Raw genomic sequence first — 15,151 nt, 5'->3', positions numbered from 1 at the left:
TTAGGCTCATAGACTGTGTATTAAGGCTCCAATCTATATGGCTGTAATTATGATGAAGGAGGTGATCTCTATTCCTCTTGTCGTTCGTTCAACCGTCAATGCAACGGGAGCAATTACGTTTACAGGCAATACACTCGGTTTGAGTCGTTCTGATACGGCAGGGGTACCCGGAACACAGGACAGTATTGGGGCATTCACAACGACCAATACCGCCTTGACTTATGGGACATATCCAGCAGGTACGACAAGTTTGTACCAGAGTAACAGCTCAGCTGCCATATTGGTTCTTCCTGCGGGGAGTACAGTTTTATATGCAGAATTGATCTGGGGCGGAAGTTATATTAATGGAACCGTGAATCTGAGCTCAGCCATCAACAACCCTGTCACGTTTATCACCCCTGCAGGGACATCCAGCGTTACTCCTGACCCGGCGACATACAATCAATTTGATTTTGGAAATGGTGCTTCAGGTTATGTACGTTCTGCCAATGTTACGTCGCTTGTCCAAAGTGGAGGAGCCGGTACATATATCACTGGAGCAGTTGTAGGGACAATTGTCATTACGAATGATGCCACGGCCAATCATGCAGGCTGGACGCTTGGAGTCATATATCAAAATCCGAACTTGCCGTTCCGAAACATGTCACTGAGGGCAGGCGGAGTGCTTGTCCAATCAACTTCCGCACCGGTGGTTACCACATTGACCGGATTTGCGACTCCGATCTCTGGCACGCTCGGGGGAAGAGCGCTGTTCAGTGCGCAGGAGGGAGACGCGAACCGGACTGGGGATCAGGCGTTGTTCGGGCCAACGTCGGCTACTTCGGTTGCCTTGTCGGGGCCCAACAACCTGGCTGCCAATTTTTTTGCTTCCCAAATTAACGGAGATACGGGAGCTCTCAATACAACGGGGACGTTCGGAACACGGAACCAGATCAATGGAGCACCGGGCACCAACATTTCCGGCGGACGTCAAGGCTGGGATATAACCAATGTGGATGTGTCTGCCAGACTGATTAATAATCAGTCTTCAGCCGTGTTGACGTTAACCACATCAGGTGATGCCTATATCGTTAACGGCAATGCCATTCAGGTTGATATCAACGCACCAAAAATTACAGTGGCCAAGGCATCCGTTGCCTCTGGTGCGGTAGCAGGGGATAGCATTCTCTATACCGTTACAGTCAGCAATGCAGGTACAGCCAGTGCAGCCAGCGTTGTTCTATCTGATTCATTGCCTGTAGGTCTCACCTTCATACCAGGGAGTGTAACGGTCGCTGGTGTGTCCCGCCCAACACTCGATGTGACCGCCGGAATTCCACTTGGTTCATTAAACCTATCCAACAGTATCGTTGTAACCTATCGTGCGCTCATTGGCCAGGACGCAAGCATATTGCAATTGGTGAATTCAGCCAATGCAGCTTTTACTTTTCAAAGTGTGGCCGATGGTCCGACCATCTCAGGAGTAATCCCCTCCAACAGTTCCACACTTCCTGTATATTCACCAAACCTGTCGATTGTGAAATCGGCGAGTACAGCCAACGCCACGGTGGGAGACACGGTAACGTATACGCTTCAGGTGAACAACCGAGGGAATATCGCGGCGGTCGTTACATTGACAGATAACATCCCAAGTGGCAGCTCGTACGTAGCGGGCAGCTTCCGCCTGAATGGTAATGTTATTGCAGGTGCTAATCCTGCGACTGGCGTTAATTTGGGGAGTCTTGCGGCAGGAAGTACAAATACCGTAACCTTCCAGGTACTCGTAACAAGCTTGCCTACACCACCAACTCTTGTGGACCAGGCGACCGCTTCCTATTCGTTCAACTCACCTGACGGACGGACCATTACTGGTACAACCACATCGAATATTGTGACAATTCCGGTGACATTACCCAATGTAACTGCGGTAAAATCGGCCTCGGTTAGCGATGTGGCTGTAGGGGAGACATTTACCTACACCGTAGTGACCACGAACGGTGGCATTCAGCCGATTAACAACGTGATTCTCACAGATGCTGTCCCCGCAGGGTCTGCATTTGTCCCAGGAAGTGTAACTGTAAGTGGAACAGCTGTAGCAGGAGCGAATCCAGGTAGTGGAATCTCCATTGGAACACTTACTACAGGAAGTTCTGCAACAGTGACTTTCCAGGTAAGTGTTCAATCGTTGCCTTCTACGGGTTCGCTTGCGAATCTTGCTTCCGTCTCCTATAGTTCAGGTGCGTTCACGGGCATTTCCAACTCCAATTCCATTACAACCCCTGTATACCAGGCGGCAATCGGCGTTAACAAGTTGGCGAGCGAAACCAATGCGACACTAGGAGATCAGATTTCATACACACTTGTGGTAACGAACAACGGAACCATAGCAACTCAAGTAAATGTAACCGATACGATACCATCAGGCCTGACGTTTATTCCGGATTCGGTAACTGTGAATGGTACTGCGCGTCCTGGGGCCAGTCCATTAACCGGAATAACGTTGGGGAGTCTGCTGCCAGGAGCGACATCAACGATTGTGTTCCGAACTTCACTCACTACACTCCCATCACCGCCAACGCTAGAAAATCAGGGGGCCACTAGTTACACATACCAGCTTCCGAGTGGACGAAATCTCTCAGGAAGCAGTTTGTCCAATGTCGTTCGTATACCTGCATCAAGCCCCAATATATTAATTAGCAAAACAGTAAGTACGCTGGATGCCACCGTAGGGGATGTACTTACCTATACGGTTGTTGCAACAAATGCAGGGAGCAGTGCGGTACAAAATCTGGTGATCTCTGATACGCCAACCGGTTCGGAATTCGTCTCCGGCAGTGTCACTATTAATGGAACTGCTGCAAGGAATGCAAGTCCACTTTCGGGCATTGCTGTGGGTGCATTAAACAGCTCGAGCAGCGTTACGGTGACCTATCAAACAAGAGTGACATCCGTTCCGTCCACAGGTTCAGTCAGCAACCGGGCAAGTGCAGCATTTACGTCAGGCAGTTTTAATGGCGTTTCTTCGTCTGTCACGGTGAATACCCCCATATATCAACCAGTGATCCAAGTAACAAAAACAGCTAGTACCTCGAATTTGACGGTAGGAGATTCTTTTAATTACTCCATTCAGGTCAACAATTCAGGCAATATTGCCGCGACGGTTACCTTGACAGATCCAATTCCTGCGGGAGCTGTATTCAGCACAAACAGTGTCATTATCAATGGTGTGCCTACACCAGGTGTAAACCCGGCAACCGGCATTAATTTGGGTTCGATTGCGGCTGGCTCAAATGCAACGGTCACCTTTGTTGCAACGGTCACGAGTTTGCCTAGTTCAAGGCAGTTGGCTAACCAGGCGGTTACATCATACTCCTACACTCTTCCGAGTGGAAGAACGATTGCCGGTTTTTCGTCATCAAATACAGTCACAATTCCCGTTTCTCTGCCGAATGTAACCGTTGTAGACAGCAGCAATGCTGCCTATGGCGTAGTGGGGGATGTCATACGATACACATCTGTTATCCGGAACAACGGGACTGTAGCGGTTAACAATATGATCTATGTCAATCCTCTTCCTTCGAATACCCCATTTGTACCCGGAAGCGTCATTGTGAACGGGACTTCATTCCCGCTCTCCAATCCGACCGCCGGCATTCCACTCGGTACTCTGGCTCCAGGAGCTCAGGTTACCGTAACTTTTGAGGTGACGATTACCATGCCGAACCCTTCACAGATTAACAATCAGTCGACGGTCAGCTTCACATCCGGTTCATTTTCGGGGTCATCATCGTCCAATACAACACAGACTCCGGTCATACAACCGCAAATTTCACTCGTCAAAGCAGCGAATACAGTAAATGCAACAGTAGGTGACACGGTTGTATACACGGTAACTGTCAGTAACACAGGCAATCTGGGGGCAAACGTGACGGTGACGGATATAATTCCTGCAGTTACGACTTTTGTACCCAACAGCCTTGTGGTATCTGGGGTACCACAGCCTGGAGCAACTCCCGGAACGGGGATTCCGGTAGGTATTGTGGCAGCGGGAGCAACAGCTGTTGTCACGTTCGCCGTTGTAGTGGACTCACTTCCGTCTCCGCAGCAACTTAGCAACTTTGCGACGTCATCTTATACATTCACACCCCCTGATGGACGAACGTTAACAGGAACAGCCACTTCTAACACACTGACATTTCCAGTCTCCTCACCAAACGTTGCCGTGGTTAAAAGTACAGTTTCGACTGCGGCTGCCGTAGGGGATACAGTTACTTACTCCATTTTGGTAACAAACAGCGGAATAGAACCGGTAAACAATATTCAGTTTTCTGATCCAATCCCTACGGGGGCCTCTTTTGTTGCAGGCAGTGTCACTATAAATGGGGTAGTACAGCCCGCTTCCAATCCAGCAGGGGGAATATCTCTAGGTACGCTCGCTCCGGGAACGTCCGCTACTGTCACTTTCAGTATCAATGTCAATGCGATTCCACCAAGCGGTCAATTAAGCAATCGATCCACGGTCAGTTTTACCTCTGGGGCATTCTCAAGCACAACGTTCTCCAATACTGTGGTTACACCGGTATTTCAGCCCATTCTGTCAGCGCAAAAAACGGCGAGCACACAAAATGCTACCGTTGGGGATACCGTCAGTTACACGATTACTGTCAACAATCAAGGGAACTATGGTGCCCAGATTAACCTAACGGACAATATCCCTGCAGGAACCATTCTTGTTCCGAATAGTGTGATTGTAAATGGTCAGCCATTACCTGCAGCCAATCCTGCAACAGGCATTCCGGCAGGCACTGTTGCTGCTGGGGCAACAACAACAGTTACCTTTTCCGTAGTTATTGATACTTTGCCGACCCCGCAACAGCTGGTGAATCAGGCTTCGGTTGCTCTTTCCTTCACGCTACCTGACGGACGCAATATCACGGGTTCAGTTTTGTCTAATATACTTACCATTTCGGTGTCGGCTCCCGATGTCGATGTAGTGAAATCTACGACATCTACGTCTGTATCTGTTGGTGATGTCGTAACGTACAGCATTGCAGTAACTAATAATGGAATAGCGACTGTCAGCAATGTGGTCTTCACGGATGCATTGCCGGCAAGTACTGTACTTACAGCAAATAGTGTGTTTATTGATGGTGTTTCTCGACCGGGTGTCAATCCTTCAACCGGAATAACGCTTGGTTCCATCGCGCCTGGAGTTACCGTGACCGTTGTGTTTAGTGTGCAGGTTACAGCACTTCCATCCAGTGCAGTATTAAACAATCAGTCTACGGTGAGCTTTACATCAGGTGTTTTTTCAGCTACCACATTTTCCAATACGGTCACTACCCCGGTATATCAACCGATTCTGTCGGCAGTCAAAACAGGAGACCGGGCTATAGCAACGGTAGGGGATACCGTCGTGTACAGCATCACCATCACCAATGCAGGGAACTTTGGGGCATCTGTCACGTTAACCGATACCATTCCGGCAGGAACAGAACTTGTGCCGAATAGTGTCATTATTAATGGAGCTTCAGCACCAGGAGCGGACCCAGCTTCAGGGATTCCACTGGGTGTAATCTCCACAACAACTGTAGTCATGTTCTCGGTCATAATCATCACCCTCCCTTTAAGCCAGGCCATAATCAATCAGGCTTCAGCAACCTATTCCTACACGCTGCCGGATGGAAGAACACTGGGAGGCAGTCTTTCGTCCAATTCTCTCAATATTCAGGTGTCTGCTCCGAATGTCAGTGTCGTCAAGACGACACCGGTAATTGATGCTGTAGTGGGCGATACGATTTTATATGAGATGGTCGTAACCAATAATGGAATTGATCCTGTCAACAATGTTGTCTTAACCGATCCAATTAGTTCGTCTGTTACCTTTGTAACTGGCAGTGTCCTGGTTGACGGCGTTCCGCGCCTCTCAGCTAACCCCACACTGGGTATAGCGCTTGGTTCCTTGGCACCTGGAGCATCTGTATCCGTATCGTATGCAGTTCGGGTCAATACACTGCCTTCACCACCACAAGTGAGCAGTCAGTCATCGGTAAGTTTCACATCGGGTGTGTTCTCGGGAGCGGCCTATTCGAATACCGTGGTAACGCCAATTTATCAGCCGATCATTGCAGTAACCAAAACAGCGAGTACGTCCAATGCGACCGTCGGTGACATCATTACCTATTCTTTTTCCATTTCGAACAGTGGAAATTTAGCAGCTACTTTGACACTTACGGATAACATTCCAAATGGGGCAGTATTACTTCCCAACAGCGTCCTGATTGATGGTGTTCCACAGCCTGGGGCGAATCCGGAATCAGGGATTGTTGTTGGCTCGATACCTCCAGGAGGGTCCGTTAATGTAACGGTGACTCTGGAAGTTACTGTAGATTCATTGCCACAGAATCAGCAGTTGGTCAATCAGGCGGTAGCCAGTTATACCTTTAGTCCGCCGGATGGACGTCAGTTGACGGGCACGGTATCCTCCAACGTTCTGGTGATTCCTGTATCTGCACCAAATGTCGTTGTTGTCAAAAGCACAAGTGCAGTTGATGCTGTTGTTGGCGATGTGATCACCTATACAGTTGTGGTAACCAATAGTGGCATTGAGGTAGTCAATAACGTGGTTATGGTAGATCCTGTACCAACAGGCACCGTATTTGTGGCGGGAAGTGTTACGGTGGATGGCGTGGCAAGGCCTACCGGAAATCCGAATACAGGGATAACGCTCGGTTCAATTGCCGCCGGTGCTTCAATTACCGTTACATTCAGAGTGGGGGTTGTGGTAATATGAGCCAATCTTCCGGTCCGTTGTCCCACACGCTACAGAATCAGTCACTGGTTCGATTCAGCTCGGGTGCGACTGAACTGGAACAGGTGGCCTATTCTAATACGGTAGTTACACCATGGATCGGCCCCAGGCTGGAGGTCCACAAGTTTTGTAACGTTGCTGAGGCTGCTCTGGGGCAGACACTAACCTATCTGATTGAAATTGTGAATTCGGGGAATTGTGCTGCTATGGTCCATGTATTGGATTCATTCTCTTCGGACACTTCACTTCTCCCCAACAGTGTACTCCTGGATGGAGCTCCGCTGCCGGGAGTATCACCGGAGGGAGGGATTCCTGCACAGGAAGTTGTACCTGGAGCGATATTGCGAATTCATTTTCAGGTGATCATCGTCGGTCTTCCCCATACCTTGAAACTGGTGAATCAAGCGAAGATACGTTATAAGTTTGTGACGCCTGAAGGCCGAACGGTTGAGGGAGAAGAGAAATCCAACGTGGTAGAAGTAAACCTGGTCTCGTCAAGTCTGTCGTTGGTTTTGAATGCAGATCGTGTGCAAACTTTTGTCGGAGATATTGTCACTTACAACCTTTTGGTGAGTAACCCGGGTTTTATAATAGGAAACGATGCCAGGGTAACGATTCCGTTACCTAAAGGTATTGAATTTCTTCCGGGAAGTGTCATTGTGAATGAAATTTTTGTTCCCGAGACGACACCTGACTCCGGAATTATGATAGGTGATGTACTGCCCGAAGAATCTGTTCCAATTCAATTTCGAGTACAGGTCACGGGAGGAAGCATAGCTGAGAATTTAACAATTCAGGCATCCCTAGAGTACGTTTCAGGTGACACGTTGGAGAATGTATACTCGAACGTAGCAACTTTGCAAGTCATCCAACCTCGGATTTCGATTGCGAAAAATGTGAATCCATCTACCGCTACTCCTGGGGATACCGTTCAATACCAAATAACGGTACACAATGAAGGTTCTTTTGCAGTAGATGCTATCGTGACGGATTTTCTTCCGCCAGGCATGAGATATGTTGAGGGGAGCCTCGGGTGGAATGGTGTGAAACGGCTAGGAACAAATCCAGTCAAAGGCATCAATCTGGGAACGTTGACTGCACGATCCGTGGTTAATATCCAATTTGAAGTGAGCCTCACAGAACAGGAGCAGGGTGTACCTGCCGTCTTCGAACTGATGAATAAGGCTCGCCTGCTCTATACATTTCGCTTATCAGATTCTCGTTCTGTGCAAAGAATAATTTCCTCCAACTCGGCTGTAATCCAGTTGAAGTTTCCCATCATCTCGGTTTATGTGGAAGTGAAGCCTGACTTGATCGAAAGGGGAGGAAATGTAACCTTTCATGTACATGTGACCAACACAGGTTCTTGGCCCGCACGGGTGCAATTGGCTGATGTACTCCCTCCAGGTGCCAAATGGATTGGGGAAGCAGAAGTACGGGATCGAGCGATCTTTTCAGGGTATTCTTCACCAAGATATTTACATTTGGGTGAATTGGAACCTGGAGCGGAGAAATGGATTACTTACGTTGCACAAATATCCTCCACTGAACAACTGGGAATCCAGCAGGGCTCCGTAACTGCGATGTATACCTACGAGTGGAACGGTCAGAGACATTCAGGACAGTCCATTTCGAATGTATACACCATTATTGTTGAAGATGGCGATGAATGATGGAAAACAATAGCTTTTTCCTGTAAATGAAGTTATTTTTTTGCTTCACTATGGAGTCATGACATTACACGAACGTGAATGAATGGTATACTAATTAAATATGACCTCGGCAAATAACCCGTGGATTCGGGACGTCGGATTAGCTATAGAGGAGGCCGCTACATTGGCAAAAGCAAAAGTTGCAAAAAGACCTACCCGGGACGAGTTTGAACTGGAAGAGCTGGGGAACCAACTGGTCGAGGCATTTCATGAACGTTCGGAAGTGTTGCTGACCGTATGGGGCAAGGAAGATCAGGTTCATGGGGTCATTGTGAAGTTGGACTCACGTACTCGGCTAGTGCATGTTGAGTATACAGAGGAAGAATTTACGGCGAAAGTGCCGTTCCTGGATATTATGCGTATTGATTCTCCACGGTATTAAATTGAAACTACGTATTGAATCGAAAAAATGATAAACAGGATCTGAAACAGGGCATCAGCCCTGTCAAATCTGTTCTCCCTGCATAAGATAACCCATACCTGTTGCAGAGGAGGTACGGTCAATGAGCGAAGTATTAGGTGGAGAAGCAAGAGGCTACGGATACGGAGGTTTTACTTCTGTAGGTGCCATTCTGGTTCTGTTTATCCTGTTGGTTATCATCTCCAAAGCATTCCTGGTATGATTTATTCCAGATGAATAAAGGAAGCTCTGCCATTGTGGCAGAGCTTTTTTGTTTATATTTTGTGTTGTCGTTTACGGTTGAGCAATCCGTAGAGAACAACGATCACCACTGGGTAGAGAACGGCCCATCCAGCAAATGGGAACACAATAGCTGTCGCCACAAAGGAAATCCAACTGATTGTTACACCAATACGACTGCCTTTGAGTAATCGTATTCCGGCTGCGCATCCGCCAAGATAGGTGAGAATAAACGTTGCATTAGGCAACTGAATAAGAGTCGTGAGTGACACCAGACCTGATCCGTATATGCCTAACACGAGAGTGAAGCAGATGGCCAGGAAGCCGATGGCAGCAATTGGTGTATGGTACCGACTGGATAAGCGGGACATCCATTGTGGGGCAGCTCCTTGTCTTGCCAGTGCATAGGCGACACGGGATGCGGCACCAGCATACGCAATGACTGTAGCGGTGCAAATGAATATGCCAGTCAGCCCAGCAAGTAATCCACCCCAGGAACCGAGAGCCTGACTAATGATCCATACGAGAGAGACATCTGCTCCGCCATGTAGATAGCTTTGAGTTCCGACTGTCGCCAGTGCAGTCAGGAAATAGAGCACCCCTACAATAATGGCTGCAATGGTTACGCCTTTAATAGCTGCTTTGCGTGGATCAGTAAATTCTTCAGATAGGTGAGATACAGCTTCCCAACCGATAAAACACCAGAATAGAATGGCTCCAGCCTGCCCCACGCTGACCCAACCACTTGGCATAAATGGTGTGAAATGTATGGATTCCATATTCGGAATAGCAAATACAAATGCCATAACGAGCACAATAATAATCGCCAGCACAACGCCAATCTGTACCTTTCCTGCGACTTGCATGCCCACAATGTTAATGATCAGTCCAGCCGCCAGCATGATAGCGGCAATCGCTGTTCTATATCCTTCCCCGAGTCCCAGCGCAGCTGTCATGTAGCCTGCACCTGTAAGGGCAGCCACGGGAGCACCAATGGGAACGGACATTAGAAAGAACCAGCCGACTAAGGCTCCTGCCCGTTGTCCGAAAGCGAGGGTAACGAAATGGGATACACCGCCTGCGTCCGGGTAACGGGCTGAGAGTAATCCCATGGACAGGGCAAGCGGGAGAATCAGCAGCACCATGCCTCCCCAGGCGAGAAGTGAAGCAGGCCCTGCCAGTTCGGCAGCAAGTCCGGGTACAATCAGGACACCTGAACCGAGAACTGCACTTATATAAAGCGCAACAGCTTGCGGCATGCCTATGGTTTTTTTGAGCTGAGAAGAAGATGTGTTCATGAAATAAAAAGGCCTGCCTTCCAGAATAAAATGATTTTAGAGCGAGAACTATGTAATTATATAGGAAGAGATGCATTCAGTCATTGGCGAATTTTGTAGAAAATTCGATGTAAGTCGTGCAGACGTTATGATAAAATAAAACCATCCCTAGAGAAAGAATGAGGTGTACCCTAATGAGTAAAGAGTTGACAGAAGCTTTAAACGAACAGATGAACTTCGAATTTTATTCGGCTCACGTATATCAGGCGATGGCCGCATACTGTTCTGGCGAAAGCTTGGACGGATTTGCCAACTTCTTCATCGTACAGGCTGAGGAAGAACGGTTCCATGCGATGAAAATATACAAATTCCTGAATGACCGCGGACAACGCGCTACGCTTGCTGCATTGCCTGAGCCGAAGAATGAATATTCCTCGATGCTGGATGTGTTTGAACACGGATATGCACACGAGCAGCAAAACACGAAAAAATTCTACAATCTGGCAGATATTGCTCTGAATGAGCGTGAACATGCCACGATGTATTTCCTGAAATGGTTCATCGATGAGCAAGTCGAAGAGGAAGCTCTGTTTGATAATATCATCCAGAAGTTGCGCCGCATCGAAAAAGACAGCAATGCTTTCTACATGCTGGACGCCGAATTTGGTAAACGTTCGTTTACAGCTCCTGCGGAGTAAGAGGGGACTAAGCAAAGCAACCAGGATTGATTCGAACGACAAGAAAATCGATCTACATATGAAAAGTCTGCTCTCGAGCAGGCTTTTTTGTTATACCATTTTAATCTTCATCGCTTGCTTCATATAAATTCCATAAATGAATCTATCAGAAACCACAATTTGGGTTAATAGAATATATGTCAACATTGATCTATCCCGACGGATGTTCTTTTTCGAGCAAATCTATCAAATTCGTTTTATTTTTTTGGGTAATCTGACAAAAGTGTAACTCGAACGTAGCATTTGAAGCGAGAATGGGACGCACTCTTTTTGATAGTATTAGGATTATCGCCAAGGGCTGCAATGAGAGAAACATAGACACCCGGGGAAATACAAGACATAAGGGAGACTTTTAATTATGCTACATATTCGTAAAACGTTCATCACCGCACTTGCTATTCTATTGATCATTCCATTGCTTTTGCCGCAGTCGGCTTCAGCTGCATCATCCGCATCCAAACATGCTGGAAATAAAGCGAGCTCCAAGATCATATATCTAACTTTCGATGATGGGCCGACCGCCCACACGGGACAATTACTGGATATCCTAGATCAGTACAATGCCAAGGCGACATTCTTCATGCTTGGACCTCAGATGGAGAAGTTTCAAAAGGCTACTAAGCGTATTGTTGCAGACGGACATGGACTGGGTTTGCATGGCGTAACGCATGTTCCCGGTAAATTTTATAAATCCGCATACAGTGGCTTGAAAGAAATGCAGCAGGCCAATGAAAGCTTGAATAAAGTGGCAGGCGTCAAAACCAGTCTTGTCCGTACTCCGTACGGTAGCAAACCGTATCTCAAACCGGCATATCGCAATGTTCTACTGGGTCAGGGTGGATTTCATCTGTGGGATTGGAATGTTGATTCCGAGGATTGGAAATACAAGAAAGATCACCAAAAAGTGTACAACAGTGTGATGAAGCAGATCCATAATGTGCAAAAGAGCGGAACCACCCCAGTGGTCCTGATGCATGATCAGGAAGCGACATTGAAAGTTCTTCCTCAAGTGTTAAAAACACTGAAAGCAGAAGGTTACCAGTTTGAAGTGCTGACCAAGAAAGTACAGCCCGTGAATTTCTGGAATGACAAACGTTAAAATTCAAGCTAGACAACAATGTAAGCTGATTCCAATAACGGCTTCAAGGAGGACAACAACATGAGTAAACCTAAACTATGGATGACGATTCCTGTGACAACAGCCGTGCTGCTTGCTCTTGCGGGGTGTGGTGGTCAGGATACCAAACCATCATCAGCGGACAACACGTCCCCCGCGGCTGGCGAACAGGCTCAGTCAGGCAGTGGAGGAGCCGATTTCTCCAATGGAACGAAAGATAGCGGAACAGATACTACAGGAACAACGGGGACCAAAGGTTCTGCAGGAAGCGGGACATCGAATTCGGAAACGGGCAGTGACGGTCAAACCCAGCAAAGTGGGAACGATGTCATTATGGACATTCGCAGTCAGCTGAAGATGAAGAACGCTTCATTACCTACTTCATTTTCCCTGGAAAAGGGAAAACATCTGACTGCATCGATCACATCGAATACTTCAGATGCGTTCCACATTAACTATTATTCCACTGACCAGCCTGTTGCGGTGAATGATGCTTCGTTGACGGCCTCTGGCAGCAAGGTGCCTGTTCTGGCATCCTATGAAGTGAAGACGTACAAAGATCCGAACAGTACCGATATTTTCCCTGAGACAGACTTGAAAGACTTTCCTAAGGATATGACAGTGGATCTGGGACATGGTATCAAGGGGATGACCGAAGGTGCGGCGGGCAGTCAATATCTGACTTGGACAGAAGGCAGATGGACGCTTCAAATTCGATCCGTTTCCGAAGATAACATGAATAATCCGGGAATTGCGAAGAGAATGGTGGAATATTTGGAGTCCCATACACTTCCTGCACCAAAGGATAAAGGATTCGTAAACGTGGAGTACCCAAGCGGTGGTAAAAGCGTCAATGTAACGATCTCCTGGCAAGATGGCAAGCAGATTCATCAGCTCCAGACCGAACAGGTGCCACTGGAAGCTTTGGGCATGGTTGTTTCTGTAAAGTAACATGGCCCGGAAATAAGGTTTCAAAGGGGGAATAGGCTGGGTTGGAGTGAGTGCTCCAGTCCAGCCTATCCTTATAAAAGCAAGGTGCACCGATGGGAAGGTGCACCTTGCTTATTTATGTTTCATTGGGTTAAAGCGGTACTTTCATTTAAACCACCCTTTTTCTTTGGAACGGGTGATAGCTTCAATGCGGTTACTTGCGTTTAACTTGTTGAGTATAATAGAGATGTAATTTCGCACGGTACCGGTTGTAATAAATAAATGTCCGGCTATTTCCTTTGTATTTTTACCGTCCGCCATCAGGCCGAGAACGGCATTTTCACGTTCGGTCAGCGGGTTCTCCTGAACATAAGCCTCGTCCACCAGGTCGGGGGCAAAAATACGTCTTCCATTCATGACCTGACGGATTGCTTCGGCAAGTTCCTCGATCGGGCTATCTTTTAACAGATAACCGCGTACACCGCCTTTCAAAGCACGCTCGAAATATCCGGTCCGGGCAAAGGTTGTCAAAATAATGACTTTACAGTTCAGGCCTTTAAGTTCCTCAGCGGCCTCCAGGCCACTTTTGACGGGCATTTCAATGTCCATCAGACAGATGTCTGGTGTAAGCTCCCTGACCAGAGCAAGAGCTTCCTGTCCATTGCTTGCACGACCTACCACTTCCATATCCTCTTCCAGATTGAGTAGGGAAGACAAGGCGCCCAGCATCATACGCTGGTCTTCGGCGATTACGATCCTAATCATTGTTCAACCTCCTTTATCGGTTTGCGGACCAGCTTGGGAACATGGATGACAATGCCTGTACCTTCCATGTCTGCTCCGGAACGAATATCCAAACAACCGTTCACAAATTCAAGTCGTTCTTTCATTCCCAAGATTCCGGTACCGCGCCGTTCTTGCTTGCGGGTACGCTCGATTCCGACTCCGTTATCCTGAACCGTTAGTATATTATCGGCCAGTGTTTCCTGGATCCGAATGGTGCATACCGCTGCTTGACTGTGTTTGACAACATTTGTCACGGCTTCTTTCAGGCACATGCCGAGCACATTTTCATTTAACTGTGACGTATCCTGCAACTTCGGATTGCCCTCCAGTACAAATTCAATGGAAGCGGCCTTCAAAATCTGTTCAGCACGGAACAGCTCATCCACCAGTTGTGTTCCACGCATGGTCGTTACCATTTCCCGAACTTCCTTTAGTGCCGTACTCGCTGTCTGTCTCAGATCGTTCAGTTCAATCTCGGCCTGATCTGGATTTATGCGGAGCAGACGCTTCGCCAGATCGGTTTTCAGACCGATGAGAGAGAGCTTCTGTCCAAGGGTATCGTGCAGATCACGTGCAATACGCTGCCGTTCTTCCATTTTTACAAGATCATCCAGCCTTTTGTTTGCATTCTCCAGTTGGCCTTCCAGCTGTTCACGCTTATTTTTGTTATACGTACTGATCGGAAGCAGAATGGATGCCATCAAACTAATGAATACAAACGGGAACTGACTGAGTAGCAGGGTGCTCTGTTTGATGAAACTATAATTAATGGTTAGAAAACTGGCTGCCAAGTTCACCGAATAGAGGGTGAAGAAACCGGCTTTATTTTTAATATTCCCAATAAAAAAAGCAAGAAACAATGAGAAATAGGCATAATCATAAGCGATGGTCATCGTTATCGATATGGCGATCAACAATCCAATCCACATATAGACCTGCCAGCCCTTTGTGATGAAGGCAAGCAGATAACAAACAAAGAAGAACAGAATGATGAAAATCCCCGCAACCATGGGCCACAATTTGGAATATTGTGAAATATAATAGAAGGGAAGGATAAAAAAGACGAGCCATACATAAGGATTTAAACCTGTATTTTTATAAAAGAGCTGCATCCACTTTTGAATGAAAATTCTCCTCCTCGGACTTGCATTGTACTCAAACT

10 protein-coding genes are annotated in these 15,151 nt (G+C 47.4%); 7 read left to right on the top strand and 3 right to left on the bottom strand.

The features are described 5' to 3' along the window. The first annotated feature begins 37 nt into the window (after positions 1-37). From DC345_RS06325 to DC345_RS06310, 4 genes are all read left to right on the top strand, one after another. Positions 38-6,772 carry a DUF7507 domain-containing protein gene (locus DC345_RS06325; protein ID WP_258530573.1) on the top strand — a complete coding sequence of 2,245 codons (6,735 nt, stop codon included), beginning with the start codon at positions 38-40 and terminating at the stop codon, positions 6,770-6,772. Continuing rightward, entirely contained in the window at positions 6,769-8,463 is a 1,695-nt protein-coding gene (locus DC345_RS06320; protein ID WP_113052381.1) for a DUF11 domain-containing protein, read from the top strand. The genes DC345_RS06325 and DC345_RS06320 overlap by 4 nt, the downstream gene beginning before the upstream one ends. A gap of 163 nt (positions 8,464-8,626) precedes the next feature. After that, entirely contained in the window at positions 8,627-8,884 is a 258-nt protein-coding gene (locus DC345_RS06315) for a YolD-like family protein (RefSeq protein WP_076291006.1), read from the top strand. Positions 8,885-9,005: 121 nt separating this feature from the next. Then, entirely contained in the window at positions 9,006-9,125 is a 120-nt protein-coding gene (locus DC345_RS06310; RefSeq protein ID WP_024631887.1) for a hypothetical protein, read from the top strand. A gap of 52 nt (positions 9,126-9,177) precedes the next feature. On the opposite strand, the gene DC345_RS06305 is transcribed toward DC345_RS06310, so the two are convergent. Further along, positions 9,178-10,440 carry an amino acid permease gene (locus DC345_RS06305; RefSeq protein WP_113052380.1) on the bottom strand — a complete coding sequence of 421 codons (1,263 nt, stop codon included), beginning with the start codon at positions 10,438-10,440 and terminating at the stop codon, positions 9,178-9,180. Positions 10,441-10,613: 173 nt separating this feature from the next. Here DC345_RS06305 and DC345_RS06300 point away from each other — a divergent pair, with 173 nt between their 5' ends. The 3 genes from DC345_RS06300 (at position 10,614) to DC345_RS06290 (ending at position 13,224) form a co-directional block, all read left to right on the top strand. Beyond that, a complete protein-coding gene (locus tag DC345_RS06300; RefSeq protein WP_076291009.1) occupies positions 10,614-11,117 on the top strand; it encodes a ferritin in 504 nt (167 codons plus the stop codon). A gap of 397 nt (positions 11,118-11,514) precedes the next feature. Further along, on the top strand, positions 11,515-12,255 hold the full coding sequence (locus tag DC345_RS06295) for a polysaccharide deacetylase family protein (protein ID WP_076291010.1): 741 nt from the start codon (positions 11,515-11,517) through the stop codon (positions 12,253-12,255). Positions 12,256-12,315: 60 nt separating this feature from the next. After that, on the top strand, positions 12,316-13,224 hold the full coding sequence (locus tag DC345_RS06290; RefSeq protein WP_113052379.1) for a hypothetical protein: 909 nt from the start codon (positions 12,316-12,318) through the stop codon (positions 13,222-13,224). A gap of 144 nt (positions 13,225-13,368) precedes the next feature. On the opposite strand, the gene DC345_RS06285 is transcribed toward DC345_RS06290, so the two are convergent. Together DC345_RS06285 and DC345_RS06280 are read right to left on the bottom strand one after the other, a co-directional pair. Then, positions 13,369-13,968, bottom strand: coding sequence for a response regulator transcription factor (locus tag DC345_RS06285; protein ID WP_090896853.1), 600 nt, complete (start codon positions 13,966-13,968; stop codon positions 13,369-13,371). Continuing rightward, a complete protein-coding gene (locus tag DC345_RS06280) occupies positions 13,965-15,113 on the bottom strand; it encodes a sensor histidine kinase (protein ID WP_113052378.1) in 1,149 nt (382 codons plus the stop codon). The genes DC345_RS06285 and DC345_RS06280 overlap by 4 nt, the downstream gene beginning before the upstream one ends. Positions 15,114-15,151: the final 38 nt, after the last annotated feature.

The sequence above is a fragment of the Paenibacillus taichungensis genome (assembly GCF_003287275.1).
Classification (GTDB): domain Bacteria; phylum Bacillota; class Bacilli; order Paenibacillales; family Paenibacillaceae; genus Paenibacillus; species Paenibacillus taichungensis_A.
The sequence above is the reverse complement of the archived record's forward strand: the minus strand, read 5'-3'. Positions and strand labels throughout refer to the sequence as shown.

What these genes read in the sequence shown, in the direction of transcription:
- DC345_RS06325 (WP_258530573.1), top strand. Translation starts at nt 38, where the DNA reads ATGGCTGTAATTATGATGAAGGAGGTGATCTCTATTCCTCTTGTCGTT.
- DC345_RS06320 (WP_113052381.1), top strand. Translation starts at nt 6,769, where the DNA reads ATGAGCCAATCTTCCGGTCCGTTGTCCCACACGCTACAGAATCAGTCA.
- DC345_RS06310 (WP_024631887.1), top strand. Translation starts at nt 9,006, where the DNA reads ATGAGCGAAGTATTAGGTGGAGAAGCAAGAGGCTACGGATACGGAGGT.
- DC345_RS06305 (WP_113052380.1), bottom strand. Translation starts at nt 10,440, where the DNA reads ATGAACACATCTTCTTCTCAGCTCAAAAAAACCATAGGCATGCCGCAA.
- DC345_RS06300 (WP_076291009.1), top strand. Translation starts at nt 10,614, where the DNA reads ATGAGTAAAGAGTTGACAGAAGCTTTAAACGAACAGATGAACTTCGAA.
- DC345_RS06295 (WP_076291010.1), top strand. Translation starts at nt 11,515, where the DNA reads ATGCTACATATTCGTAAAACGTTCATCACCGCACTTGCTATTCTATTG.
- DC345_RS06290 (WP_113052379.1), top strand. Translation starts at nt 12,316, where the DNA reads ATGAGTAAACCTAAACTATGGATGACGATTCCTGTGACAACAGCCGTG.
- DC345_RS06285 (WP_090896853.1), bottom strand. Translation starts at nt 13,968, where the DNA reads ATGATTAGGATCGTAATCGCCGAAGACCAGCGTATGATGCTGGGCGCC.